34 protein-coding genes are annotated in these 25732 nt (G+C 57.7%); 5 read left to right on the top strand and 29 right to left on the bottom strand.

From position 1 onward, the window contains the following. Nucleotides 1-93 precede the first annotated feature (93 nt). Nucleotides 94-1137: an L-glyceraldehyde 3-phosphate reductase gene (gene mgrA, locus AC097W_RS06720; RefSeq protein WP_479601715.1), complete on the top strand. Its 1044-nt coding sequence runs from the start codon at nucleotides 94-96 to the stop codon at nucleotides 1135-1137. Here the strand turns inward: mgrA and AC097W_RS06725 are convergent, their stop codons facing one another. After that, complete coding sequence (locus tag AC097W_RS06725; RefSeq protein ID WP_479601716.1) at nucleotides 1138-1491, bottom strand: carboxymuconolactone decarboxylase family protein; 354 nt, start codon at nucleotides 1489-1491, stop codon at nucleotides 1138-1140. 38 nt (nucleotides 1492-1529) lie between these two features. Here AC097W_RS06725 and AC097W_RS06730 point away from each other — a divergent pair, with 38 nt between their 5' ends. Continuing rightward, nucleotides 1530-2384 carry a DMT family transporter gene (locus AC097W_RS06730; protein ID WP_479601717.1) on the top strand — a complete coding sequence of 285 codons (855 nt, stop codon included), beginning with the start codon at nucleotides 1530-1532 and terminating at the stop codon, nucleotides 2382-2384. A 116-nt stretch (nucleotides 2385-2500) separates the two neighbouring features. Here AC097W_RS06730 and ptsP read toward each other — a convergent pair whose 3' ends face one another. The 5 genes from ptsP to AC097W_RS06755 form a co-directional block, all read right to left on the bottom strand. After that, a complete protein-coding gene (gene ptsP, locus AC097W_RS06735) occupies nucleotides 2501-4282 on the bottom strand; it encodes a phosphoenolpyruvate--protein phosphotransferase (RefSeq protein ID WP_479601718.1) in 1782 nt (593 codons plus the stop codon). After that, nucleotides 4279-4548: an HPr family phosphocarrier protein gene (locus AC097W_RS06740; protein ID WP_479601719.1), complete on the bottom strand. Its 270-nt coding sequence runs from the start codon at nucleotides 4546-4548 to the stop codon at nucleotides 4279-4281. Before AC097W_RS06740 ends, ptsP begins: the two co-directional genes overlap by 4 nt. Continuing rightward, nucleotides 4517-4963 carry a PTS sugar transporter subunit IIA gene (locus AC097W_RS06745; RefSeq protein WP_479601720.1) on the bottom strand — a complete coding sequence of 149 codons (447 nt, stop codon included), beginning with the start codon at nucleotides 4961-4963 and terminating at the stop codon, nucleotides 4517-4519. Before AC097W_RS06745 ends, AC097W_RS06740 begins: the two co-directional genes overlap by 32 nt. A 90-nt stretch (nucleotides 4964-5053) precedes the next feature. Beyond that, nucleotides 5054-5566 (bottom strand): hypothetical protein, encoded by a 513-nt coding sequence (locus AC097W_RS06750; protein WP_479601721.1) that lies wholly within the window; start codon nucleotides 5564-5566, stop codon nucleotides 5054-5056. A gap of 35 nt (nucleotides 5567-5601) precedes the next feature. Next, nucleotides 5602-6306: a DUF4197 domain-containing protein gene (locus AC097W_RS06755; protein ID WP_479601722.1), complete on the bottom strand. Its 705-nt coding sequence runs from the start codon at nucleotides 6304-6306 to the stop codon at nucleotides 5602-5604. Between the two features lie 15 nt (nucleotides 6307-6321). Between AC097W_RS06755 and AC097W_RS06760 the strand changes: the two genes are divergently transcribed. Continuing rightward, nucleotides 6322-6819, top strand: coding sequence for a TlpA family protein disulfide reductase (locus AC097W_RS06760; protein WP_479601723.1), 498 nt, complete (start codon nucleotides 6322-6324; stop codon nucleotides 6817-6819). A gap of 428 nt (nucleotides 6820-7247) precedes the next feature. Here AC097W_RS06760 and AC097W_RS06765 read toward each other — a convergent pair whose 3' ends face one another. From AC097W_RS06765 to AC097W_RS06865, 21 genes are all read right to left on the bottom strand, one after another. Beyond that, nucleotides 7248-7754, bottom strand: a complete 507-nt coding sequence (locus AC097W_RS06765) for a redoxin family protein (protein WP_479601724.1) — start codon at nucleotides 7752-7754, stop codon at nucleotides 7248-7250. A gap of 92 nt (nucleotides 7755-7846) precedes the next feature. Beyond that, nucleotides 7847-8116 (bottom strand): 30S ribosomal protein S17, encoded by a 270-nt coding sequence (gene rpsQ, locus AC097W_RS06770; protein ID WP_479601725.1) that lies wholly within the window; start codon nucleotides 8114-8116, stop codon nucleotides 7847-7849. Between the two features lie 10 nt (nucleotides 8117-8126). Beyond that, the gene (rpmC, locus tag AC097W_RS06775) at nucleotides 8127-8333 is read right to left on the bottom strand and encodes a 50S ribosomal protein L29 (RefSeq protein ID WP_479601726.1); all 207 of its coding nucleotides are present in this window, start codon (nucleotides 8331-8333) and stop codon (nucleotides 8127-8129) included. A 16-nt stretch (nucleotides 8334-8349) separates the two neighbouring features. Then, nucleotides 8350-8766, bottom strand: a complete 417-nt coding sequence (gene rplP / locus AC097W_RS06780) for a 50S ribosomal protein L16 (protein ID WP_078364573.1) — start codon at nucleotides 8764-8766, stop codon at nucleotides 8350-8352. Nucleotides 8767-8768: 2 nt separating this feature from the next. Further along, a complete protein-coding gene (rpsC, locus tag AC097W_RS06785; RefSeq protein ID WP_479601727.1) occupies nucleotides 8769-9665 on the bottom strand; it encodes a 30S ribosomal protein S3 in 897 nt (298 codons plus the stop codon). Nucleotides 9666-9681: 16 nt separating this feature from the next. Next, a complete protein-coding gene (rplV, locus tag AC097W_RS06790; protein WP_075585605.1) occupies nucleotides 9682-10011 on the bottom strand; it encodes a 50S ribosomal protein L22 in 330 nt (109 codons plus the stop codon). A 10-nt stretch (nucleotides 10012-10021) separates the two neighbouring features. Beyond that, nucleotides 10022-10300: a 30S ribosomal protein S19 gene (gene rpsS / locus AC097W_RS06795; RefSeq protein ID WP_094476242.1), complete on the bottom strand. Its 279-nt coding sequence runs from the start codon at nucleotides 10298-10300 to the stop codon at nucleotides 10022-10024. 11 nt (nucleotides 10301-10311) lie between these two features. Then, nucleotides 10312-11136, bottom strand: coding sequence for a 50S ribosomal protein L2 (rplB, locus tag AC097W_RS06800; protein WP_479601728.1), 825 nt, complete (start codon nucleotides 11134-11136; stop codon nucleotides 10312-10314). Between the two features lie 2 nt (nucleotides 11137-11138). Beyond that, a complete protein-coding gene (gene rplW, locus AC097W_RS06805) occupies nucleotides 11139-11465 on the bottom strand; it encodes a 50S ribosomal protein L23 (RefSeq protein ID WP_479601729.1) in 327 nt (108 codons plus the stop codon). Continuing rightward, nucleotides 11462-12082 (bottom strand): 50S ribosomal protein L4, encoded by a 621-nt coding sequence (gene rplD / locus AC097W_RS06810; protein ID WP_479601730.1) that lies wholly within the window; start codon nucleotides 12080-12082, stop codon nucleotides 11462-11464. The genes rplW and rplD overlap by 4 nt, the downstream gene beginning before the upstream one ends. Beyond that, nucleotides 12082-12762, bottom strand: coding sequence for a 50S ribosomal protein L3 (rplC, locus tag AC097W_RS06815; protein ID WP_479601731.1), 681 nt, complete (start codon nucleotides 12760-12762; stop codon nucleotides 12082-12084). Before rplC ends, rplD begins: the two co-directional genes overlap by 1 nt. Nucleotides 12763-12969: 207 nt before the next feature. Continuing rightward, the gene (rpsJ, locus tag AC097W_RS06820; protein ID WP_028250951.1) at nucleotides 12970-13284 is read right to left on the bottom strand and encodes a 30S ribosomal protein S10; all 315 of its coding nucleotides are present in this window, start codon (nucleotides 13282-13284) and stop codon (nucleotides 12970-12972) included. Nucleotides 13285-13308: 24 nt separating this feature from the next. After that, on the bottom strand, nucleotides 13309-14499 hold the full coding sequence (gene tuf, locus AC097W_RS06825; RefSeq protein ID WP_479601447.1) for an elongation factor Tu: 1191 nt from the start codon (nucleotides 14497-14499) through the stop codon (nucleotides 13309-13311). A gap of 110 nt (nucleotides 14500-14609) precedes the next feature. Next, nucleotides 14610-16712, bottom strand: a complete 2103-nt coding sequence (gene fusA / locus AC097W_RS06830) for an elongation factor G (RefSeq protein WP_479601732.1) — start codon at nucleotides 16710-16712, stop codon at nucleotides 14610-14612. A gap of 108 nt (nucleotides 16713-16820) precedes the next feature. Further along, the gene (rpsG, locus tag AC097W_RS06835; protein WP_479601733.1) at nucleotides 16821-17294 is read right to left on the bottom strand and encodes a 30S ribosomal protein S7; all 474 of its coding nucleotides are present in this window, start codon (nucleotides 17292-17294) and stop codon (nucleotides 16821-16823) included. Nucleotides 17295-17459: 165 nt separating this feature from the next. Further along, the gene (gene rpsL / locus AC097W_RS06840) at nucleotides 17460-17837 is read right to left on the bottom strand and encodes a 30S ribosomal protein S12 (protein WP_011466063.1); all 378 of its coding nucleotides are present in this window, start codon (nucleotides 17835-17837) and stop codon (nucleotides 17460-17462) included. A 134-nt stretch (nucleotides 17838-17971) separates the two neighbouring features. Further along, complete coding sequence (locus tag AC097W_RS06845; protein ID WP_479601734.1) at nucleotides 17972-19156, bottom strand: D-alanyl-D-alanine carboxypeptidase family protein; 1185 nt, start codon at nucleotides 19154-19156, stop codon at nucleotides 17972-17974. A gap of 57 nt (nucleotides 19157-19213) precedes the next feature. Further along, nucleotides 19214-19873, bottom strand: a complete 660-nt coding sequence (locus tag AC097W_RS06850; protein WP_479601735.1) for an alpha/beta hydrolase — start codon at nucleotides 19871-19873, stop codon at nucleotides 19214-19216. A gap of 3 nt (nucleotides 19874-19876) precedes the next feature. Continuing rightward, complete coding sequence (locus AC097W_RS06855; protein WP_479601736.1) at nucleotides 19877-20227, bottom strand: (2Fe-2S) ferredoxin domain-containing protein; 351 nt, start codon at nucleotides 20225-20227, stop codon at nucleotides 19877-19879. Between the two features lie 9 nt (nucleotides 20228-20236). Further along, nucleotides 20237-21331: a VanZ family protein gene (locus AC097W_RS06860; RefSeq protein WP_479601737.1), complete on the bottom strand. Its 1095-nt coding sequence runs from the start codon at nucleotides 21329-21331 to the stop codon at nucleotides 20237-20239. Nucleotides 21332-21342: 11 nt separating this feature from the next. Continuing rightward, nucleotides 21343-21771 carry a CopD family protein gene (locus AC097W_RS06865; RefSeq protein WP_479601738.1) on the bottom strand — a complete coding sequence of 143 codons (429 nt, stop codon included), beginning with the start codon at nucleotides 21769-21771 and terminating at the stop codon, nucleotides 21343-21345. A 192-nt stretch (nucleotides 21772-21963) separates the two neighbouring features. On the opposite strand from AC097W_RS06865, the gene hemB reads away from it, so the two are divergent. After that, nucleotides 21964-22980, top strand: coding sequence for a porphobilinogen synthase (hemB, locus tag AC097W_RS06870; RefSeq protein ID WP_479601739.1), 1017 nt, complete (start codon nucleotides 21964-21966; stop codon nucleotides 22978-22980). A gap of 3 nt (nucleotides 22981-22983) precedes the next feature. Next, on the top strand, nucleotides 22984-24105 hold the full coding sequence (locus AC097W_RS06875; protein WP_479601740.1) for a magnesium transporter CorA family protein: 1122 nt from the start codon (nucleotides 22984-22986) through the stop codon (nucleotides 24103-24105). 33 nt (nucleotides 24106-24138) lie between these two features. Here the strand turns inward: AC097W_RS06875 and AC097W_RS06880 are convergent, their stop codons facing one another. Next, nucleotides 24139-24789: a glutathione S-transferase family protein gene (locus AC097W_RS06880; RefSeq protein ID WP_479601741.1), complete on the bottom strand. Its 651-nt coding sequence runs from the start codon at nucleotides 24787-24789 to the stop codon at nucleotides 24139-24141. Between the two features lie 2 nt (nucleotides 24790-24791). Beyond that, entirely contained in the window at nucleotides 24792-25673 is an 882-nt protein-coding gene (locus tag AC097W_RS06885; RefSeq protein ID WP_479602074.1) for an amidohydrolase, read from the bottom strand. Nucleotides 25674-25732 lie beyond the last annotated feature (59 nt).

Consider the following 25732-nt stretch of genomic DNA (forward strand, 5'->3'; position numbering starts at 1 on the left):
GTGGCAGTATATTTATGCCAAATCGGCCGCTAGCCCCCATGCGCTATGCGCAAGCAGCTCCTGTTTTTATAGCACTAACTCCTAGGTTTCACCATGTACCAAGCAGCCCCCCAACGTTACGACACCATGCCCTACCGCACCTGCGGCAAGAGCGGCCTGAAACTGCCCGCCGTGTCCCTGGGCCTGTGGCACAACTTTGGCGATGCCACGCCCATGGAGACGCAGCGCACCATGCTGCGTACCGCGTTTGATCTGGGCATCACCCATTTCGACTTGGCCAACAACTACGGCCCACCCTATGGCAGCGCGGAAACCAACTTTGGCGAGCACCTGCGCCGCGATTTCAAGCCTTACCGCGACGAGCTCATCATCTCCAGCAAAGCGGGTTGGGACATGTGGCCCGGACCCTACGGCCAGGGTGGCGGCTCGCGCAAGTATGTGCTGGCCAGCCTGGACCAGAGCCTCAAGCGCATGGGCCTGGACTACGTGGATATCTTCTATTCGCACCGCTTTGACCCCGACACCCCTCTCGACGAAACCATGGGTGCGCTGGCCAGCGCCGTGCAGCAGGGCAAGGCGCTGTATGTGGGTATCAGCAGCTATTCAGCCACCAAGACGCGCGAGGCTGCGGCCATCCTGCGGTCCATGGGCGTGGCACCGCTGATTCACCAGCCGTCCTACAGCCTCATGAACCGCTGGGTGGAAGAAGATTTGCTCAATGCGCTGGACGATACCGGCATGGGCTGCATTGCATTCAGCGCGCTGGCGCAGGGCCTGCTGACCAACAAATACCTCAATGGCATTCCGGCCGATTCCCGCATCAACCGCCCCGGTGGCGGCTCCCTGAAGGCAGAGCACCTGAATGCGCAGAACATCAAGCATGTGCGCGCGCTCAACGACATCGCCATGGCGCGCGGCCAAAGCCTGGCCCAGATGGCCACGGCCTGGGTGCTGCGCGATGCGCGCGTGACATCGGCGCTGATCGGCGCCAGCCATCCGGAGCAGATCACCGAACTGGTAGCGGCCATGCAAAACCTGCATTTTTCCGCCGCCGAGTTGGCCGCCATCGACCAGCATGCCGTGGACGGCGGTATCAACCTCTGGCAACGCCCGTCAACGGACCAGCGGCCGGGCTGATCAGGCCTTGTCGGGTGCCATTTTCTCCCAGGCGGTAATAGCTTCGGCGGCATACATCAAGGCTGGGCCACCGCCCATGTAGACACACACCGACAACATTTCTTCCAGTTCTGCACGCGTGCATTCCAGCCGGTGCAGGGCCTTAACATGAAAGCCAATGCAACCCGAGCAGCGCTGTGTGACGCCAATGGCCAGGGCTATCAGCTCTTTTTGCTTGGCGCTCAGCACACCATCGGTGATAGCGGCGCGCGCCAGTTGGCCAAAGCCCGCCATGGCATCCGGCTGGGCCTTGCGAAAAGGTGCCAGACTCTCGTTGATATCCTGAATCAAACCACTGTGATCAAACGTACTCATTGCCCATCCTTGTGTTGCGCCGCATGCAAGGCTGCAGCGTGAAAGCCAATCTCTATGCATTGGGTGCCATCGCGCTGTGGGCCACGCTGGCCGCCTTAAGCGTGTCGCTCACCCATATCCCGCCCTTCCTGCTGACGGGTCTGGCATTGCTGATCGGTAGTGTGATCGCACTGCCCCTGTCCGGGTTTGACCTGCGTCAATGGAGAATCCCGGGAACGACGCTGGCGCTGGGTGTCAGCGGCCTGTTTGGTTATCACTTCCTTTTTTTCATCGCGCTGCGCAATGCCCCTGCCGTGGAGGCCAACCTGGTCAACTATCTGTGGCCCTTGCTGATGGTGGTGCTGGCGCCGGTGTTTCTGGCGGGAACGCAGCTGCGCACCGTGCATGTGGTGGCCGCGCTGCTGGGTTTTGTCGGCGCAGCCATCGCCATTCTGGGTAGCCAGGGCAGTGGGTCAGCGGGCACGCCTGGCCTTGCGGGCTGGTCCTGGGGTTTCCTGCCTGCCCTGGCATCGGCGTTTATTTGGGCCAGCTATTCGCTGCTGTGCCAGCGCGTCAAGCCATTCCCGACAGCCGCAGTTGGCCTGTTTGGGCTGGTCTCAGGCTTGCTGTCTCTGGTTTGCCACTGGGCACTCGAACCCTCTGTGGTCTTGAACGGACGCGACTGGCTGCTGATCAGCGTCCTGGGGCTGGGTCCGCTGGGCGCTGCCTTTTTTCTCTGGGACCAAGCGCTCAAGCGGGGCGATGCCCGCCAGATTGGCATCCTGAGCTACCTGACGCCACTGGCCTCAACCGCACTGCTGATGGCAGTCAATGGACGCGCCTTCACCTGGAACATTGCGCTATCTGCTGTCATGATCATCGGAGCAGCACTTTTGGGTACGCGGACCCGCTAACGCATTCAATACGGCTCAGGGCGCGCCATCAGCATAAAACTGACCTGTAGCCCGCGTATGTATTGCATTAGCTGCTCCTGATTTGGTAGCAGCCAGAGGGCCAGCAACGCGAAATGCTAGGTGGCCACCATGGCAAATGCCGGGTCTTCCGCCTCCAGGACCCGCTTTGCCCACGGCACCAGCTTGGTGGTATCGGCCCGCAGGATTTCCTGTTTGACCGCCAGAATCTGCGCCGGATGCATGGAGAAACTGCGCAACCCCAAGCCCAGCAACAGGCGCGTCAAACTCACGTCCCCGGCCATCTCACCGCACACACTCACGGCCTTGCCTTGCGCACGGCACTCGGAAATGGTGTCGGCTACCAGGCGCAACACCGCGGGGTGCAGGGGGTCGTAGAGATGGGCAACTGACTCGTCTGCGCGGTCAATCGCCAGGGTGTACTGAATCAGGTCGTTGGTGCCGATCGACAGGAAATCAAAGTACTTCAAAAACAGCCGCAGGCTCAAGGCAGCCGCAGGAATTTCGATCATCGCCCCAATCTTGACCGGACCGTAGGCCACGCCCCGGTTGTCCAGCATGGCACGCGCATGGTCGATATGTGCCAGCGTCTGGCGAATCTCGCGCGCATGGGCCAGCATCGGCACCAGCAAGTGGACTTGGCCGAAAGCGGCCGCACGCAATATGGCCCGAAGTTGGGTCAAGAACATGGCGGGGTCGGCCAGGCTCCAGCGAATGGCGCGCAAACCCAAGGCGGGGTTCAGGTGTGCGTCGTCGCGCAGGGCTACGTCCAGCGGCTTGTCCGCCCCCACGTCCACGGTGCGAATGGTAACGGGTAACCCTTTCATGCCTTCCACCGCGGACTTGTAGGCCTGAAACTGCTCCTCTTCGTCAGGCAGTCGGCCCTGACGCCCCATAAACAAAAACTCGCTGCGAAACAGCCCGACACCCAAGGCACCTGCCCGGAGTGCGCCCGGTGCATCGTCGGGCATCTCGATATTGGCAAGCAGTTGCACTTTTTCACCATCCATGGTGACCGCAGGCGTGTGCAGCAGGCGCTGCAGGCGTCCCCGCTCCAGTTCCAGCTGGCGTTGCTTGAAGCCGTACTCGGCCAGGATGATGGACGAGGGGTCGACTATTACCACCCCGGCATCGCCGTCGATGATGACCCAATCGTCCTGTCGCACCAGCTGGCTGGCAAGCCGCGCACCAACTACTGCGGGAATGTCCATGCTGCGGGCAACGATGGCGGTGTGGGATGTTTTTCCGCCCACATCGGTAATGAAGCCGGCAAACACACTTTGCTTGAACTGCAGCATGTCGGCGGGCGACAGGTCGTGGGCGATCAGAATCAGCGGGACATCCACGGTATCGTCGAGCAGCAGGTCTTGCTGCGACGGTTTGCGCGACGGGCGGTGACCAGGGGGGTGTGCTGCGATCGGCGACCCGGTCCCCTTCATCGCACGCAGAACCCGCTCGGCAATTTGCTCCAGATCGGCCTTGCGCTCGCGCAGGTACGCGTCTTCCATCTCATCAAACTGGCGGGCAATGATCTCAAGCTGGGTGGTCAGCGCCCACTCGGCGTTGTACAGGCGATCTGTAATCCAGTGTTTGACTCCGTTGACGAGTTCCTGATCCTGCATCAGCATGAGGTGCACGTCCAGCAGAGCGCTGAGCTCATGTGGCGCCTCTTTGGGCCCCATGCGGGTGATGGTTTCCTGCAGCCGGTGAATTTCGTCTATGACGGCGTCACGCCCTGCGCGAACCCGGTCGATCTCTGCGTCTACTTCATCTGCTTTGATGAAATAGTGCGCCACATCGACGCGACTCGACGCCACCAACACGGCCCGCCCGATGGCAATGCCGCGGGAGACTGTCAGGCCGTGGATCGCAAATGTCATTCACCTTCACCAAATTTGTCAGCAATCAAAGCCAGCAATGCATCCATAGCTTCCTGGGCGCGCTCACCCTCGGTATCCAACTCCACCTCAGACCCAAGTCCCGCTGCCAGCATCATCACGCCCATGATGCTCTTGGCGTTGACGCGGCGTTCGCCCTTGGCTATCCACACCTCACAAGGAAAACTGCCTGCGAGTTTGGTCAGCTTGGCCGACGCCCGGGCGTGAAGGCCCAGTTTATTGTTGATGGTCGTGGTTGTTTTTATCATGCGGTTTTCTAACCTGGTTTTGTGGAGCCGTCACCGCGACTTGCATGATGCATTGCGCGCCACCGGCAAGCGCCCGTGTTACCAGCACATCCAGTGGCTCCTGACGGTAATTGACAGTGCGCAGCAGCATGGGCAGGTTGACACCGGCCACCAGCTTGGAGTGCGTTCCATCCACCACTTTTTGGGCAACATTACAGGGGGTAGCGCCGAACATGTCGGTCAACACCAAGGTATTGGGGGTGTTGAGTTCGGCCAGAAGAATTTGCGCGGCCGCACGGGAGGCGTCGGTCGGTTCGTTGGGGTGAACGTCCAAGGCCAGAACACCGCTGGCTGCATCCGGGTACACATGCAACACGCAGGCGCGTAAAGCGCTGGCAAGCGGTGCGTGGGCGATGATGAGGATGCCGGTGTTCATAGATTGTCAGAAGATCATTATGGCTTTTTTGTCAGGACAAGACACGCGCAAGTACCGATGCAGCACCAGCCAAACGACACGCGGGTATTTTCACTGGAGTCTGAGTTCTGAAAACAGGGTTTCTGTCATGTCGGTTGTGAGCCGCGGCGCATAGACTGCGATGTGAAAGACATCAGCCCCGGATGAGAACCAGAGAAGGCGAGCCTGCAAGGCGTCACCGTTGGGTTTTTGCCCTTGGGCCTCTACCATCACGGGTTCAATGCCTGGGGTCGTCGCCAGTGGCCCAGCCGCCGACTTTCCGGCAGTGGCAGCCGGATTGGTCCCCGCAAAAGCGCGCTCATCCGCTGCAGTGGCCCGCATATTTTCCAACGCTGCCACTCGCCATGCACGTAAGACAGCGCCGACCTGTGTCGGGTCTTTTAACCGGGTGTGGCTGACGGCGAACAGCGCGCCAGACGATTCACAGCCAATCATGTCCAGCGCCACGTCCTGCGAAGCCAGATGAACATTTCGCTGGCCTTGGTCGGGTTTGCACGGTAGCCAGACGGCTAACCGATCCAGACGTACTTCGCGCCAATTCAGCGCCGGACTGCAGGCTGCCATAACAACAACCGCAGCGCCAATAAGCTTGCGCAGCCTCACTGTAGCGCGCCAAAAACCTTGGTCAGAATGGCGCTCCCGTATGCCACCGGGTTTTGGCGAATTTTCTTCTCTTCTTCTGAAATCATGAAAAACAGTCCGTCAAGGGTCTTTCCTGTGACGTATTGCTGAATATTTGCGTCTTCTTTTTTGACCAATCCGAGTTCTGCGGCCTTGCCGGCCAATTGGTTGTATTTGTCCGCCAGCCCCACCTTTTCAGTGGCCTTGGTCACCACGGGCAGGAACTTGGTTGCGAGCGCAGGGCGCGTTTTGGATGCGAAAAACTCGGTCACCGCGGTATTTCCTCCCGCCAAGATGCCTTTGGCGTCGGTCACGCTCATGGTGCGAACTGCATTGACCAGCAGGTCTTTGGCCATCGGCACAGCGGACTCCGCGCCCCGGTTCATGGCGGTGATGAGTTCGTCCACACGGGCACCCTGGCCGAAAGTACGCATCAGATTGGCAGCATCGTTCAGGTAACCAGGCAAAGGAATGCGAACTTTTTCGTTTCCCAGGAATCCATCAGGAGCGCTGAGGAGACCGACGGCTGACAGCGCCCCTTTTTCGAGAGCAGTTTTGAGTCCCCTGGATGCATCCGCATTGGAGAGGTCAGCAAGTGTCAACGCATGCGCCTGGCGCAGCGCGAGAGCCCCCAACAAGGCCACCGCAGACAGGGAAACAGAATTAAACTGGCGACGATCCATGAATGGCACCTTTTTATGAAACAAAAAATAGTCTGGGCCGCCATCGTAGCGTCTTGCGCGGTGCTGGCTGTCACTTATTTATGGAGTGGCAACACGGTTGCTCCTGCTTCCACTTTTGTGTTGCTGGATGGTTCCAAAAAGCAGACGGCTGATCTGAAGGGTCGGGTCACGCTGGTGAATTTCTGGGCAACCAGTTGCGTGACCTGCGTGGCGGAAATGCCCAAAATTATTGCCACCTTTGAAAAATACAAAGGCATGGGTTATGGCACCCTTGCGGTAGCCATGGACTACGACCCCCCTAGCTATGTCGTCAACTTTGTACAAACACGCAAACTCCCATTTGACGTCGCCATTGACAACACGGGGTTGGTCGCAAAATCATGGGGCGATGTGAAGCTGACGCCAACGAGTTACTTGGTCAACAAACGGGGCGAGATTGTCAAACGGTACGTTGGCGAGCCCAACTTTGCTGAATTGCACCAGTTGATTGAGAAGCTGCTGCAGGAGTCCTGAGCGTATGCGGGCCTCTGCTCAGGCCAGCCGGCCGCGCCTTGTCTATCCGTCAAATGAATAGGAGACAGACGGAGTAAGGGACCTCTTTCGGCAATACGCACAATCCCTCAAGGTTGACTGGTGTTTTCAAAATTGTGCACATGAGCTCCAGACGCTTCCAGGGCAATATCGCCCGCCTCGGGGTGCGCTGGTTGCTGCAATGGTCCAGGGCCACATGGCGGGTTGCTGCGCCATGCGCCCGTTGGTTAACGTGAACTATCCCAACGCATGCGAGATGAAACGGCTGTTCGTTCGAGCAAACTACCAACGACCGGGCTTAAAAGACATGCCGCCGTATTACTTCAATCCGATTGGAGGAGCCCACTACATGAAAGCGGACTTGTGGGCGGTTGATGCCATTGGCTGGCAACCGCCATTGCGTTGGGCGTTCAGGCCTTCACTTGACCCAGAAGCGTCGTCGCATCACTGACCTCAAATTTACCCGGGCCTTCAATGTTGAGCGCCACAACTTTTCCATCCTTCACCAGCATGGAATAGCGGTTGCTGCGCAAGCCCATGCCGCGGCTGGTCAAATCCAGCGTCAAGCCAGTCGCTTGCGCGAAAGCGGCACTTCCATCAGCCAGCATACGCACTTTTCCGTCTGTCTTCTGGTCTTTTGCCCAAGCACCCATGACGAATGCATCATTGACACTGACACACCAGATCTCATCAACGCCGGCAGCGCTGAAAGCTGCGGCACTGTCGACGTAACCCGGTACATGTTTTGCCGAGCAGGTTGGCGTGTACGCACCAGGCAACCCAAACAATGCAATGGTCTTTCCAGCCGTAGCACGGGTCACGTCGACAGGATTGGGGCCGATGCTGCATCCGTTTCCTTCCACCTCCACGTACTCCATCAGAGTTGATGCGGGAAGGGTGTCGCCTACTTGAATCATATTCGCTCCAGAAAAATCGTTTTCACAAATAAAAACGGCTCACAATTGTGAGCCGTTTTTTAGAGACCTACGGCCTGAAAGGTTGAACCCTCTCAGACAGCAATAGCCTTTTGAACCAAACGGGTAGCAACCCAATTCTTGGTCTTGGAGATCGGCCGGCTTTCGGTGATCTCGATGGTGTCACCCATTTTGTACTCGCCCTTTTCGTCGTGGGCGTGGTACTTGCTGGATTTACCAACGATCTTGCCGTAGAGCTCGTGTTTGACACGACGCTCAATCAACACAGTGACCGTCTTTGCACGCTTGTCGCTGACCACCTTGCCAACCAAGGTGCGCTTGAGGGATTTTTTAGCTTCCGTCATTTATCGCTCCTTATTTGGCGGATTTGTCGGCGCTTTGCTTCTCGACAAGAATAGTCTTGGCGCGAGCAATATCACGGCGCGCAGAGCGCAGCAAAGCGTTATTGGTGAGTTGTTGCGTGGCTTTCTGCATACGCAGGCCAAAGTGTGCTTTTTGCAGCGCTTTGACTTCCGTCTTCAGACCATCAACGTCTTTTGTGCGCAGTTCAGTAGTTTTCATTGCTTCAATCTCCTGATTACTGGCCAATCATGCGAGCCACAAAAGTGGTACGCAAAGGCAGCTTGGCCGCAGCCAAACGGAATGCCTCGCGCGCCAACTCTTCAGTCACGCCGACGATTTCAAAAACGATCTTACCTGGCTGAATTTCAGCCACGTAGTACTCGGGGTTACCCTTGCCGTTACCCATACGCACTTCAGCAGGCTTCTGGGAAATTGGCTTGTCAGGGAACACACGGATCCATATACGACCACCACGCTTCACGTGGCGGGAAATTGCACGACGTGCAGCTTCAATCTGACGGGCCGTCAGACGACCACGATCCGTGCATTTGAGACCGAAGTCACCGAATGCGACCGAGCTGCCTCGGGTCGCAATACCGGTGTTACGGCCTTTTTGCTCTTTGCGGTATTTCCGGCGAGCGGGTTGCAACATAGTTATTCTCCTTTGCCGTCAGCTGTTGCAGCTGGCGCGGCGACTTTGCGTACGCGCTTAACGGCGGGTTGATTGGCGTCAGCACCAGATGCCGCAGCCGGCTTGTCACTGCCATCGGCCGGTGCCGTATTGCCGCCAACGGGGCGACGATCGCCACGTGGTGCAGGACGGTCCGAACCAGGGCGAGCGCCGCCACGGTCATCACGGCGTGGGCCGCGAGGACGACGTTCTTCTTCAGCGCGGGGCTCAACAGTAGCAGGCAGATCATTACGACCCAACGTGTCACCCTTGTAGACCCAAACCTTGACACCAATGATGCCGTAGGTTGTTTTTGCTTCAGAAGTACCGTAGTCGATGTCCGCACGCAAGGTGTGAAGTGGCACGCGACCTTCGCGGTACCACTCGCAACGAGCGATTTCAATACCGTTCAGACGGCCAGACGACATGATCTTGATGCCGAGGGCACCCAGACGCATGGCGTTTTGCATGGCGCGCTTCATGGCACGGCGAAACATGATCCGCTTTTCGAGCTGCTGCGTAATCGAATCGGCAATCAGCTTGGCATCGATTTCGGGCTTGCGCACTTCTTCGATGTTGACCGCGACAGGAACGCCCAATTGCTTGGTCAGTTCGCGCTTGAGGTTCTCGATGTCTTCGCCTTTTTTGCCGATCACAACACCCGGGCGAGCCGAGAAAATTGTGATGCGGGCATTCTTGGCTGGACGCTCGATGAGCACCTTGGAAACCGAAGCATTTTTCAGCTTGAGCTTCAGGTATTCACGAACCTTGATGTCTTCTGCCAGCATGCCGGCAAAATCTTTATTGCTGGCGTACCAGCGTGAAGACCAGTTACGGCTGATTGACAGACGAAAGCCGGTGGGGTGGATTTTTTGTCCCATATCTTCCTGGCCTCTTTCAGTTACCAACCGTCACGTACACATGGCACGTGGGTTTTCTGATTTGGTTGCCGCGGCCTTTGGCGCGGGCCGTGAAGCGACGCAGCGATGCACCTTGCTCGACGTAGATGGTTTTCACCTTCAATTCATCGATATCTGCACCGTCATTGTGCTCAGCGTTGGCAATGGCGGACTCCAGAACCTTCTTGATGATCACAGCAGCTTTTTTCTGCGTGAACTGCAAGATGTTCAAGGCTTGATCCACCTTCTTGCCGCGAATCAAATCCGCGACCAAACGGCCTTTGTCGACCGATAAACGAACGCCACGAAGGGTTGCACGAGTTTCCATGGTCACCTCCTTATTTCTTTTGGACTTTTTTGTCCGCAGGGTGACCCTTGAAAGTACGGGTCAGAGCGAACTCACCCAACTTGTGGCCAACCATTTGATCGGTGATATAGACAGGTACGTGCTGCTTGCCGTTGTGAACAGCAATGGTCAAGCCGATGAAATCGGGCAGGATCATGGAGCGGCGCGACCAAGTCTTAATCGGCTTTTTGTCCTTGGTAGCAACGGCCTTTTCGGTCTTGGCTACCAGGTGATGGTCAACAAAGGGACCTTTTTTGAGAGAGCGAGTCATTTACGTTCCCCTTACTTCTTGCGACGCGACACGATCATGACCTGCGTGCGCTTGTTGTTACGGGTACGGTAACCCTTGGTGAGATTACCCCAAGGATCGACTGCATGACGGCCTTCACCAGTCTTGCCTTCGCCACCACCGTGCGGGTGGTCAACCGGGTTCATCACCACACCGCGAACGGTTGGGCGAATACCCATCCAGCGCTTCACACCGGCTTTGCCGAGTTGACGCAGGCTGTGCTCTTCGTTGGCGACCTGGCCAATGGTTGCGCGGCAGTCAATATGAATCTTGCGAACTTCGCCAGACCGGATACGAACCTGAGCGTATGTGCCTTCACGTGCCAAAAGCGTTGCAGACGTACCCGCCGAACGGATCATCTGGGCACCCTTGCCAACTTGCAACTCGACGCAATGGATGATGGAACCCACTGGAATGTTGCGAATCGGCAGTGTGTTTCCAATGCGGATTGGCGCTTCGGAACCACTCATGATCGATGCACCGACTTCAAGGCCACGGGGGGCAATGATGTATGCGCGCTCGCCGTCTGCATAACACACCAAAGCGATGTGCGCGGAACGGTTAGGGTCATACTCGATACGCTCGACTTTTGCAGGAATGCCATCCTTGATGCGACGGAAGTCAACCACACGGTAGTGGTGCTTATGACCACCGCCTTTGTGACGGGTAGTAATGTGCCCGTTGTTGTTACGACCGGCATGCTGGAATTGTGGCTCCAACAACGCTGCGTGCGGTGCACCTTTGTGAAGGTGGTCCCGCGAAATCTTCACCATGCCACGACGGCCTGGTGAAGTAGGTTTCATTTTAATAACAGCCATGATTAAGCAGCCTCCCCGCCGAGGTTCAGCTCTTGACCCGGCTTGAGCGTCACATATGCCTTACGGACATTGTCGCGACGACCCACCGATTTGCCAAAACGCTTGGTCTTGCCCTTGGTGTTCATTACGGAAACACCCTTGACTTCAACCTTGAACATCAATTCCACAGCGGCTTTGATTTCATACTTGGTCGCGTCCTGCAGCACCTTGAAGGTCACTGCATTGCTTTTCTCTGCGACCATGGTTGCCTTTTCAGACACGATGGGTGCAACGAGAACCTGCATCAGACGGCCTTCGTCAAACTTGGAAAGATTAGGACCGTGGCTCATGCGAACATCTCCTTGAGTTTGTCCATTGCAGCCTTGGTCACCAAGACCTTACGGTAATGCACCAGCGACACCGGATCGGCGTAACGGGGCTCAACCACAAGAATGTTGACCAGATTGCGGGAAGCGAGGTACAGGTTTTCATCAACCTCGTCAGCAATCACCAAAACCGACTGCAAATTCATGGCTTTGAACTTGTCTGCCAATGGCTTTGTCTTCGGAGAATCGACTTTCAGCGAATCAACAACAGCCAGACGGCCTTCACGGGCCAACTGGGACAAGATGGCCGCCATACCGGCACGGTACATCTTCTTGTTGATTTTCTGGGTGAAATTCTCATCAGGCATGTTCGGGAAAATCCGACCGCCTCCGCGCCACAATGGCGACGAAGTCATACCGGCACGGGCACGGCCCGTTCCCTTTTGCTTGAAAGGCTTCTTGGTTGAGTGCTTGACCTGCTCGCGATCCTTTTGAGCGCGAGTGCCTTGACGGGCATTGGCCTGGAAAGCAACGACCACTTGGTGGACGAGGTCTTCGTTGTAAGCACGACCAAACACGGTCTCAGGAGCTTCGTATTTCGAAGTGGCCTGACCTTGGTCATTCAGGAGTTCGAGCTGCATCAGTTCGCCCCTTTCGCGGTTACGCTTTTAGCTTTGACAGCTGGACGCACGGTGACAAAACCACCAGCCGAACCAGGGATAGCACCCTTGATCAACAGCAATTGACGGGCTTCATCGATACGGATGACGTCCAGATTTTGCGTGGTGACTGTATCAACACCGAGGTGTCCGGTCATGCGTTTACCTGGAAACACGCGACCGGGGTCCTGCGCCATACCAATTGAGCCAGGCACATTGTGCGAACGGCTATTGCCGTGCGACGCGCGCTGCGAGCTCATATGGTGGCGCTTGATGGTGCCGGCGAAGCCTTTACCAATGGAAGTACCTTGCACATCCACCTTCTGACCAACTGCAAAAACCGCAGACACCGGAACAACAGAACCAGCTTTGTACTGGCTTGCTGCGTCGGCAGTGATACGGAATTCCTGGATGATTTCACCAGCTTCAACACCTGCTTTTGCGAGGTGACCAGCGATCGGCTTGGTAACACGCGAAGCTTTTCGCGAACCAAATGTCACCTGCAAGGCAACATAGCCGTCGTTCTCCTGGGTTTTTATCTGTGTCACCCGGTTGTTCGACACATCTACCACCGTAACAGGAACTGCATCCCCGTCGTCAGTGAATAGGCGCATCATGCCAACCTTGCGACCCAGCAACCCTAAGTGATTGCTAAGACTCATTATTTTCTCCGTAACTCTCGCCGCTGCAACTTCAATTGGCTGCTGCGTTTTTACCGAGAGACTGTTAATAAAACTTCATGGAAAATGATTGCTCAAATTCAATGAAGCCTGCGAGTATAACGCGAGCCTGCTAAATATGCAAGCCACGCCTCACACTCAACCCATGGACATCCGCCACCCGAAAGGGCTACGAATGTCACTCATCACTTACTGCAGCTTGATTTCGACGTCGACACCGGCGGGCAGGTCGAGCTTCATCAGTGCATCCACTGTTTTGTCAGTAGGATCAACAATGTCCATCAGGCGCTGGTGCGTCCGAATTTCAAACTGATCCCGACTGGTCTTGTTCACGTGGGGCGAACGCAGAATGTCAAAACGCTTCATGCGGGTTGGCAAAGGCACGGGGCCCTTGACAATCGCGCCGGTACGCTTTGCGGTGTCCACAATTTCAGCGGCCGATTGGTCGATCAATTTGTAGTCAAATGCCTTCAGGCGGATGCGGATTTTTTGTTTGGTAGCCATGGTAATTCCTTGGTTTAGTGCGAATTACGCAATGATTTTGGCAACCACACCGGCACCAACCGTACGACCGCCTTCGCGGATCGCAAAGCGCAGGCCTTCTTCCATGGCGATCGGGTTGATCAGCTTCACCGTGATCGACACGTTGTCACCCGGCATCACCATCTCTTTGCCTTCTGGCAACTCGATCGCACCCGTCACGTCCGTTGTACGGAAGTAGAACTGGGGGCGGTAGTTGTTGAAGAAAGGCGTGTGACGGCCACCTTCGTCTTTGGACAAGACATAGATCTCGCCCGTGAAGTGGGTGTGGGGCTTGATGGAGTTGGGCTTGCACAGCACTTGGCCGCGCTGCACATCTTCGCGCTTGGTGCCGCGCAGCAAGATGCCGACGTTGTCGCCCGCTTGACCTTGGTCGAGCAGTTTGCGGAACATTTCGACGCCGGTGCAGATGGTTTTCTGAGTGTCAGAGATACCGACGATTTCGATTTCTTCGCCGACTTTGACAATACCGCGCTCGATACGGCCAGTCACCACGGTGCCACGACCGGAGATCGAGAACACGTCTTCGACGGGCATCAGGAATGCGCCATCCACTGCACGCTCAGGCATGGGGATGTAGGTGTCGAGTGCCTCAGCCAGCTTCATGATGGCTTCTTCACCCAATGGACCCTTGTCACCTTCGAGGGCGAGCTTGGCGCTGCCGTGGATGATGGGGGTGGAGTCACCTGGGAAATCGTATTTGTCGAGCAGCTCGCGAACTTCCATTTCAACGAGTTCGAGCAATTCGGCGTCATCCACCATGTCGCACTTGTTCAGGAACACGATGATGTAAGGCACGCCAACCTGACGGGCCAGCAGGATGTGCTCGCGGGTCTGGGGCATAGGGCCGTCAGCAGCGGAGCAAACCAGGATCGCGCCGTCCATCTGGGCAGCACCGGTGATCATGTTTTTCACATAGTCAGCGTGTCCTGGGCAGTCAACGTGGGCGTAATGGCGATTCGCGGTTTCGTACTCGACGTGCGCGGTGTTGATCGTGATGCCGCGGGCTTTTTCTTCCGGTGCTGCGTCGATCTGGTCGTAAGCACGGGCGGTGCCGCCGAACTTGGCCGCCAACACGGAAGTGATGGCTGCAGTCAGCGTGGTTTTGCCGTGGTCAACGTGGCCAATAGTGCCGACGTTGACGTGGGGCTTGGTACGCGTGAATTTTTCTTTTCCCATTTTTCAATTCTCCAAAAGAGCATTTCCCGTGTGTTGATTTAATGTTTGCACGATGTTGCTGATTCGCCCCGCACGGGAACAGGGCGGCACACCGTCGCAGACAATTCTGTTTACTTGGCGCGTGCAGACATGATGGCTTCAGACACGTTACGCGGAGCTTCCGTGTAGTGCTTGAATTCCATCGTGTAGGTCGCACGGCCTTGCGACATCGAGCGCAGAGTTGTGGAGTAGCCAAACATTTCGGACAATGGAACTTCAGCCTTGATAGCCTTGCCGCCACCGACCATGTCTTCCATACCCTGAACCATACCGCGACGCGAGGCCAGATCGCCCATCACGTTACCCGCGTAGTCTTCTGGGGTCTCCACCTCAACGGCCATCATGGGCTCAAGAATGACGGGGCCAGCTTTACGGCAACCTTCTTTGAAGCCAAAAATGGCAGCCATCTTGAACGCCAATTCGTTGGAGTCCACATCGTGGTACGAACCGAAGTGCAGAGTAACCTTGACGTCAACGACGGGATAGCCAGCCAATACACCTTGCGTAACCGCCTCGTTGATACCTTTTTCAACCGCAGGAATATATTCCCGTGGCACGGTACCACCCTTGATGGCGTCAACGAACTCAATGCCCTTGCCTTGCTCGTTGGGCTCAATCTTGAGCACCACGTGTCCGTACTGGCCCTTACCGCCAGACTGACGCACGAACTTGCCTTCGGCATCTTCAACCGTCTTGCGAATGGTTTCGCGGTAAGCGACTTGGGGCTTGCCCACGAGCGCCTCGACACCGAATTCGCGCTTCATACGGTCAACAATGATCTCCAGATGCAACTCGCCCATACCAGCAATCAGCGTTTGGCCAGACTCTTCGTCGGTCTTGACGCGGAAAGAAGGATCTTCCTGCGCCAGACGCTGCAAAGCAATGCCCATCTTTTCCTGGTCAACCTTGGTCTTGGGTTCCACGGCCTGGGTGATCACGGGCTCAGGGAAAATCATGCGTTCCAGCGTGATAAGCGCTGTTGGATCGCAAAGGGTTTCACCCGTGGTGACGTCTTTCAAGCCCACGCATGCAGCAATGTCACCGGCGCGAATTTCGCTGACCTCTTCCCGGTTGTTGGCGTGCATTTGCACGATACGTCCGATACGCTCTTTTTTGCCACGTATCGGGTTGTAAACGCTGTCGCCCTTCTGCAGAACGCCGGAATACACGCGCACAAAAGTCAACTGACCCACAAACGGATCGGTCATCAGCTTGAACGCCAATGCGGAGAATTTCTCGGAGTCGTCCGCTTGGCGAACCACGGGCTGGTCATCTTCGTCCAGACCCTTGACTGGAGGGATGTCAACGGGCGATGGCATGAATTCAATCACCGCATCCAGCATACGCTGAACACCCTTGTTCTTGAACGCAGAGCCACAGTACATCGGCTGGATTTCACTGGCGATGGTGCGGGTACGGATACCGAACTTGATCTCTTCTTCGGACAAGTCGCCTTCTTCAAGGTACTTGTTCATCAACTCTTCAGACGCTTCAGCCGCAGCTTCCACCATCTTTTCGCGCCATTCCTTGGCCAGCTCGACCAGCTCCGCAGGAATTTCCTTGTAGTCAAACAACATGCCTTGCGACGCCTCATCCCAGATGATGGCTTTCATCTTGATCAGGTCAACCACGCCGGTGAAGTTCTCTTCAGCGCCGATTGGGATAACCATTGGCACGGGACTAGCCTTCAGACGCAGTTTCATCTGGTCAACGACCTTGAAGAAATTCGCGCCCGTACGGTCCATCTTGTTGACGAAGGCCAGACGCGGCACTTTGTATTTATTGGCTTGGCGCCAGACAGTCTCCGACTGTGGCTGTACGCCGCCCACGGCACAGTACACCATGCAGGCACCGTCCAGCACGCGCATGGAGCGCTCAACCTCAATCGTGAAGTCAACGTGTCCCGGGGTGTCGATGATGTTGATGCGGTGCTCAGGCAGGGACTTGTCCATGCCTTTCCAGAAACAGGTGGTCGCAGCAGAAGTGATCGTGATACCACGCTCTTGCTCTTGCTCCATCCAATCCATGGTGGCCGCGCCATCGTGCACTTCACCAATTTTGTGGTTCACGCCGGTATAGAAAAGAACGCGCTCGGTGGTGGTAGTCTTACCAGCGTCAATGTGAGCCGAAATACCGATATTGCGGTAGCGCTCAATGGGGGTATGGCGAGCCATGATGGATCCTTAGATGTTCTGTATGTTCTGATTGCCAGAACGCAAAGCCTCAGCGGCTTCACGATCCTGACGGGCGGGGCCTTTGTGGGGCCCGCGCCAGTACCGCATTTAGAAGCGGAAGTGGGAGAAGGCCTTGTTGGCTTCTGCCATGCGGTGAACTTCGTCACGCTTTTTCATGGCACCGCCACGGCCTTCAGTAGCCTCCAGCAACTCATTGGCCAGACGCTGGGCCATGGACTTCTCGCCACGCTTGCGAGCGGCTTCCTTGATCCAGCGCATGGACAAAGCCAGGCGACGAACGGGACGCACTTCAACGGGCACCTGGTAGTTGGCACCACCCACGCGGCGGGATTTAACTTCCACCATGGGCTTGACGTTGTTGATAGCAACCGTAAAGGCCTCAACAGGGTCTTTATCAGGATGCTTTTTCTCAATCAGTTCCAGCGCACCGTAAATGATGCGCTCTGCAACTGCTTTTTTGCCGCCTTCCATGATCACGTTCATGAATTTGGACAGCTCGATATTGCCGAACTTAGGATCCGGCAGGATTTCACGTTTAGGGACTTCGCGACGACGTGGCATTTTTTCACCTCATATTGCTTCAGTTGGCATCTTTTCAGACACCGCGAGAGTTATTAAAAACCCCCACTTACTCGACCCACACAGACAATTCCGCGCTTCGGGTCACTACGCCGATTCACCGCGCCACGCGGGAAACAGCACCGATTGATCTCAACAAACCAGGGCTTATTTGGCCTTTGGCTTCTTTGCACCGTACTTGGAGCGCGACTGCTTGCGGTCTTTCACGCCTTGCAAGTCGAGCGAACCACGAACGATGTGGTAACGCACACCGGGCAGATCCTTGACACGACCGCCACGAACCAGCACCACGCTGTGTTCCTGCAGGTTGTGGCCTTCGCCGCCGATGTAGGAGATAACCTCAAAACCGTTGGTCAAGCGCACTTTGGCAACTTTACGCAGGGCGGAATTGGGCTTTTTAGGCGTTGTGGTGTACACACGGGTGCACACACCACGACGCTGCGGAGAGTTCTGCATAGCAGGGCTCTTCGACTTGATCGTCTCGACCTCACGGCCTTGACGCACTAGTTGATTGATGGTTGGCATGTAAAAACGTCCCTAAACGTTTGATATCTAAAACGAAAACGTGAATCCCCTCGGAAATTCCGAAAAGCCTTCTAATGTATCAGATCAAGGGTTTCCCCGCAATACCTGTCGCATGGGCTGTTGATTTCCGTCGATCAGCGGATCCACAAGCGCAGAGCGTCCCAGGCTCGACCCACAATCCCGGCCTGCTCCACTGCTTCCAGTGCCAGCAGAGGAACTTCCGCTACGGTCTGCTCACCCGACAGCACCTTCAGGGTGCCCAGTTGCTGCCCCTTGGAGAAAGGTGCCACCAAAGGCTCGGATCGCACCACCTGGGTTTTGAGTTTGCCCGCGCTACCGGCAGGCACTGCCACCACAATGGCCTGAGGCCGCCCGAGCTTGACCACGGACGAGGCACCCTTCCATACGCTCGGAGTGACGACCGCCTGCCCTGCATCAAAGAGTTTTACCGCCTCAAAAGCGGTAAAACCCCAATTGAGCAATTTCTGGGATTCATTGGCCCGGGCGTTTTCGTTGGCGGTTCCCAACACGATGGACAACAGGCGACGGGTGCCGCCCACCGTGGGCGAGCCGGCGGGCACGCCAGGTGCGGCCAAGTTGGGGAATTCGCGTTTGGCCGTTGCGACCATGCAATATCCTGCAGCTTCAGTAAACCCGGTTTTCAAACCGTCCACCGTGGGGTCACGAAACAACAGCAGGTTGCGATTGCTGTCGTTGGCCGCCGGCGTGCCGGGATAACGGTATTTCTTGATGGCGTAGAAACCGACGTAGTCGGGAAAGTCGGCCATCAGGCGGGTCGCAAGGATGCTCAAGTCACGCGCAGTTGTGATGTGACCCGCTTCTGTCAACCCTTCGGGATTCCTGTAACCCGTGGATTTCATGCCCAGAACCTTCGCCTGGTCGTTCATCATCTGCACAAAGCGCTCGGCAGAGCCCCCCACCCCTTCGGCAAGGGCCATGGTCGCATCGTTGCCGGACTGCACGATCATTCCCTTGATCAGGTCTTCGACAGGCACCTGCATTTTGGGATCGATGAACATGCGCGAACCGGGCATCTTCCACGCACGCTCGCTGACCGGAAGGGTTTGCTTCAGATCCAGCTTTTTGCTGCGCAAGGCGTCGAACACCAGATACGCCGACATCAGCTTGGTCAGCGATGCGGGCTCCACCGGCATATCCATATCCTTGGAAGCCAGAATCTGGTTGGCAGTTACGTCCAGTAACAGATAGGCGCGTGCGGCAATTTCCGGCGGCTGCGGGGCTTGGGCAGCCACCGAAAAACAGACGGTGGCCATTAGGGCTGCAAAAAATGATTTCATGGGTTGGGGGTAGTCGTCGATCACTTTCAGGGGATCGGCTGGGGGCAAGCGGATGGGCTAAGAAGTAGAGAGTGATCGTGCATTCAGGTGGCGCACCACCAAACTGCGCAAAAGAGGTAATTGTCCATGAAAGAAGTGGGCAACTCCGGGAATTACGGTTACAGGGAGTGTCTGAGGGCGCGCCCAGTTCAGGACGTCGGTCAGCGGCACTGTGTCATCCAGCTCTCCATGCAGTACCAGCGTCCGCTCGTGCAATGCGAGCGGAACGGGGGCTACCTCAAAACGGGTCGCAGCGGTGCCTACAAGAACCAGCTGACGGAGGGCGCGCTCAGCCCCGAGCGCAGCAGGAGCGTGGCTGGTCACAAACGCACCAAACGAAAAGCCGGCCAATGCCAAGGGGACCGTCCCATTCTCGGTGCTGTGTGCAATGACGGCCAGCAAGTCCTGCAGTTCACCGCGCCCGGCGTCATGAACGCCTTCGGTAGCACCTACACCGCGAAAATTGAACCGCACCGCACGCCAGCCGCACTGCACAAAGGCACGCGCCAGGGTTTGCACCACTTTGTTGTCCATGGTGCCGCCAAACAGGGGGTGCGGATGGGTAATAATCGCCACGCCTTGCGCAGTGACCCCCTGCGCAAGAGTCGGCGCATCTTCCAGTGCCTCGATAGAGCCAGCCGGGCCCTCAATGGTGAACTTGCGCGTCTGGGAATTCATGAACTAGCGGCCGACATTGGCTGGCGTCAGCAAACGCTCCACCACGGTACCGTTCTTCAGGTGGGACTCGACAATCTCATCAATATCTTCTTCATCGACATAGGTGTACCAGACACCTTCGGGGTAGACGACTGCAATGGGACCTCCGGCGCAGCGGTCCAGGCAACCGGCCTTGTTCACGCGCACCTGGCCGGGACCGGCAAGACCCGCTTCCCGGACACGCTGCTTGCAGCGGTCGAACCCCTCTTGCGCACGGTGCTGGGCGCATGACTCTTCGCCGTTCTTGCGCTCGTTGAGGCAGAAAAAGATATGTCGCTCGTAGTACTGGGGAATTGGGGGGAGTTTTTCGGTCATAGGGGGATTTTAGTTTTTTGCGTCACGGACCCAGATGAGCGACAGGACGTAGACCAGCGCAGCGTAGGGCCACAGCCAGCCAAGCCATTGGGCCAAGCCATGGAAACGGATGAATCTTCCCTGTTCCCATGCCTGAAGAGTCTGGGCAAAGTAAGGACTCTCGGGAGCCTGATTCAAAACACTCAAATAAATACCCAAAGCCAGCAGCAACAGGGCGGCACTGGTCCGCCAAGGGACAAATGCCATTGCCACGGCCAACAAAGTGGCCCCGGCCATACCGATTTGCGCAGGCAAACCCAGCCAAGCCCAAGCATGTGCAGGCCCCCAGCTCAGCGCCGCAGACAGTGCGCTGACCGCAAGACCTACAGCAAGCGTCATCAGCACAAACAACACACGCCGAAAGGGTGTCCGGATGACACAAAATCCCAACAGGCAGGGGATAAGCAATCCGAGCAGAACACACACCATCTCGGCACCGGGAACCAGGGGCTCCAACGCCGTAGTGCGCGCAGGAAGCCACTCCAGAAAGGGCGTTCCCTCCAGTTGGGCTCCCAGCGCTTCTTCAAGGCGCTCCAGAACCTGCCCCAGCCCAAACGGCACGGCAGCCGGAAAAAGCAGGGCCACTGGCCAGGTGGCCAGCAGCACAATGCCACCTCGAGAATGCGGTACGAACCAGCGCGCCCGAATCCGGCTCCAGCGGTCTATAGCCCCCAGTTTCTCCAGCATCAGTGCAGAGACTGCACCTACACTGGCCCCCAGTGAATTGAGCAACAGGTCTTCCCGGGACGAAACCCGCACCGGCAGGTAGCTTTGCAGGCCTTCCATGACCAGGGATAGCAGTGCACCCGCCAAGGCCGCCAACAGGATGGCATGGCGCACCCGACGGGTTCGCAGCGCGCTGAGCGCGAGTAGTCCGCCCAGAGGTATGTAGCCCGCGACGTTGATGGCAACATCAAAGCCGGTCCAATAGCGGGGCCAGGGGCCCGTCAGAAAAGACCATGGATCAATTCCCTGGTCACGCCAATCCGTAAACGGATACAGGCTGGCATACACAATAAGACCCGCATACATGAGGGCCAGTGGCCAAGCTGCCGTTTTGTGCATCCAGGCTTCTTTCAGAAGGGCTTGACCACCACCAAAATGACGGCCGCCACCAACATCAATACCGGAATCTCATTGAACCAGCGAAACCACACGTGGCTGCGGGCGATGGCATTGGTTTCGAATTTTTTCAACATGACGCCGCAGGCATGGTGGTATCCCAGCGACAGCACCACGACGCCCAACTTCGCGTGCAACCAGCCGTTGCCAGGGCCGCTGCCGATGCCATAACCCAGCCACAGCCAAAGGCCCAGCCCCACGGCAGGGACCGCCAAAATGGTGGTGAAACGCAACAGCTTGCGTGCCATCAGCAGCAGGCGCGCACGTTCGGCGTCTGATCCGGCAGGAACCATCGCCAGATTGACATAGATACGCGGAAGATAAAACAGACCGGCAAACCAGCTGGCGACGAAAACGATGTGGAATGATTTGACCCAAAGCATGCCGGCAGTTTAGGCCAAAAAAAACCCCAGCACGGAGCTGGGGTGGTAAGCCTATTTGCTGTCACACATCAAGGCTCCGCTCAGGGAGGAAAAGCGGAAGGTAGCAAGCTACCCGGGGATGAATTTACCAAGGTTACAGCGCTGTGACAAGAAGAATTTAGAAATATTTTGAAATAAGGCACAATTTTCCCCATGACGCCTTACGCCCCCTACCCCCTTGGTCGCCCCCGCCGCCTGCGCCGCGACAGCTTTACCCGAAATCTCGTGCGCGAAAACACGCTCACGGCCCACGACCTGATTTATCCAGTATTCGTGGTGGACGGCCAGGGCCAGCGCGTGCCCATTGGTTCGATGCCCGGCGTGGAGCGACTGAGCCTGGACCTGCTGCTGCCGGTGGCAGAAGACTGCGTGAAGCTGGGAATCCCGGTTATGGCCCTGTTTCCGGTGGTGGACCAGTCGCTCAAAACATACGACGGCAAAGAAGCCATGAACCCCGATGGCCTGGTGCCCCGGGTAGTGCGGGCGCTGAAAAAGGAATTTCCCGACTTGGGCGTGATGACCGATGTGGCGCTGGACCCGTTTACCAGCCACGGCCAGGACGGCCTGCCCGACACCCGCCCCGAGGAAAACGGCTACATCCTGAACGACGAAACCATCGCCGTGCTGGTGCAGCAGGCGCTGACCCAGGCCGATGCCGGCGTGGACATCGTCGCCCCCAGCGACATGATGGACGGCCGCATTGGTGCCATCCGTGCCGCGCTGGAGGCCAAGGGCCACATCCACACCCGCATCATGGCCTATAGCGCCAAGTACGCCAGCGCGTTTTACGGCCCGTTCCGCGATGCGGTGGGCTCCGCCAGCAACCTGGGCAAGAGCAATAAAAAGGTCTACCAGATGGACCCGGCCAATACCGACGAGGCCCTGCGCGAAGTGGCCATGGACATTGCCGAAGGCGCTGACATGGTCATGGTCAAGCCCGGCATGCCCTACCTGGACGTGGTGCGCCGCGTCAAGGACGAATTCAAGGTTCCCACCTTTGCCTACCAGGTCAGCGGTGAATACGCCATGCTGAAGGCCGCCGCACAGAACGGCTGGCTCGACCACGATGCGGTGATGATGGAAAGCCTGCTGGCATTCAAGCGTGCCGGGGCCGACGGTGTGCTCACCTACTTTGCCCGTGATGCCGCCCGGTTGCTACAAAAATCATAGCCCATGCGCATCTTCAACATCCAGACCAGCAGTGTGACCGAAACCCAGGACCTGGAGGCGCTGACCCACGGCGGCCTGCCGGCCCAGGGCTTTGTATGGGTGGCCTGCGCGCGGCGCGAGTTTGAAGTGCTGCAAACCCAGGTCCAGACGATGCTGCAAGCCCTGTGTGGCCAGCAGCTGGTGGATCTGCACATCTCCGACCTCATCAACAACCAGTTGCCATCGCACTACGACTACACCTCGCAATACGATGTGCTGGTGTTCCGCCGGCTCGCCGCCGGCAACAGCCCCACCGATCTGGAAAACCCCGGCCAGCCCCTGCACCACGCGCCGCAGCGGGGCGGTCCGCCGATTTTGCGGCGCATTGACACCAGCCCGGTGGGCTTTGCTGTCTTTGACCGCGTGCTGCTCACGGTGCACCCCACCGATTGCGCGGTGCGCGATGCCTATGCGAGTAAGCTGCTGCAGGCCGCCACCGTCGAATCCCGGGCGGTGGGTGCGCGCATGCCGGCCAGTCCCGCTGATTTGATGTTGCGCATCATCAACCAGATGGTGGACGGCTTTCTGGAATTACGCCGTGAACTGACCCACCAACTGGACCACTGGCAAACGGAACTGATCAACCCCAAAACCCGTTTCAACAACTGGGGCGCGCTGCTGGAAGCGCGGCTCTCGCTGCACCACCTGGACGAAATCTGCGAAGACCAGCGGGCCTCCCTTCAGGACTGGACTGAGGCCCTGAAAACCTGGCCCGACGCGGACACCCCGGCAGGCCAGCGCGAGCGCGATTTGCTGCAGGTGCGCAGCCGTGATGTGCTGGAGCACATTGAGCGCGTGGTGCACCATGTGCGCCGCCTGGAGCAAAGCGCGGAAACGGCAGTGCAGATGCACTTCAGCGTGCAGGGCAGCCGCACCAACGAGATCATGCGCACGCTCACCGTGCTGACCGCCATCTTTTTGCCGCTGAACCTGATTACCGGCTTCTTCGGCATGAACTTTGACGCCTTGCCCTTGATACACCAGCAGACCGGTCTGTGGATTGCCATGGGTTTTATGACGGTGATTGCATCCGGGCTGGTGGTGCTGTTCTGGCGCAAGCGCTATCTGGCCCGCTCCACCCGTTAGACCGGCAAGCTGAGTCAACCGGCCAAACCGGGGCTACACAAAGGGCGCGCTGAGCGCTTCGCTGGCCAGTACGCGCTGCACCGCGGGTCGGGCCAGCATGCGCTGCAGATAGGGTCCGATGTGCAACCTGGAACGCGCCGGGTCGCTGGAAAAATTGCGAGTCCATCGGCACAGGGTGAACACATAGGGGTCCAGTGCACTGAATGAATCGCCCATGAACCACGGGCCGCCGTGCCGCGCAAGTTCCGCGTCCAGCTGGTCAAGCAAGTTGGAGACCCGGGTTTGCGCATGCGCCTTGACTTCTATCGCACCACTGGCGTTGCCCTCGTTCACCCAGCGCTCAGGATAAAAATAAATGATCAGCGTGCTTTGCAGAGTGTTGGTCAGCCAAACCAGCCATTTGTAAAACTGGGCTCGCTGCACCGTTCCCACGGAAGGGGCCAGCCCGGCGTGTGGTTGGGTGTCGCACAGGTGGAGGCAGATGGCCGCGGTCTCGTACAGCACCAGGTCACCGTCGGTAAGCGCGGGCAGCAGGCCGTTCGGATTCAATTGCAGATAGGCTGGCTCCTTGTGGGCATTCACGGTGCGGTCCACCAGCACACGCTCGAAAGGAACGCCCAACTCTTCCAGCAGGATATGGGGAACCATGCTGGCAGTGCTGGGGTAGTAGTGCAGTTGAATCATGCTCATTTTTCCAAAAGCGGCAGGCCAAAGAGGGCGGCGCCGCTATTCCACGCAATGTTCCGGGCCACGTCCGGTGGCAAATCACCCAACCAGGTGCGGTAACCTTTCATCAGGTCGTCGTAATACAGCCAGCGCTGGTTGACCCAGGTGTCCGAGCCAATCAGGAAGCGGCCGGGGTACTTGAGCAGCAGCGTGCGCCACTCGGGACACAAACGCTCTGCACCCTGGGTGTCGGCGCAGGTCAGACCCGGGCGGTAGGACAGTTCTCCCATGAGCAAGGGGTATCGGGCCAGCAGCGCATCGACCCGGGCCACCGGCGCCCCGCCAATACCCGTGTGCGCCCAGATGAGCCGCGTTTTCTGGCCCCTGGAAGGGGTGTTGGCCATCAGCAGGTCGATGGCCACATCGTCCACGTGGGCCAGCACGGCCAGGTTTTTTTCCTCGGCAAACACCATCAACTTTTTGGCGACCGCTCCATTGGCATTGGCACTGTCGTACAGGTGAAACTCGCCTATTCCCTGGTACGGGCCGCTGGCCGTGCCCTTGGCGAATTCGGTTTGCACCAGGTCGTAAATGGACTCATCCCTGAACCAGTTGTCGTAGTCGGCCCGGTTGCGGTACAGGCGGATGAAGGGAACCACCGTGACGTCGCGTGCAGTCGAGGCCAGCCGTTTCGTGCCGTCATTGGGACGGGAGTTGGAGACGATGGCCCGCACGCCATTGCGTTGCATGCGCGCCAGCACGTCGCTGACCGGGTGCGGGCCGGCCTGGCCGTTCCAGGCCTCTTCGTTGTAGTGCAGGTGCGCGTCCAGCAGAGGCCCGGTGTAGTCGGCAGCGGTGGCCGGCAGCACGCATGCTACACAAATGATAGCTTCTTGCGCAATGAATACGGGGGCCAGCGCCAGAAAATCCTTCAAACCTCGAACCCCTTGCTGCGCCGCCA

It is taken from the genome of Rhodoferax sp. GT1R46, from assembly GCF_056521285.1.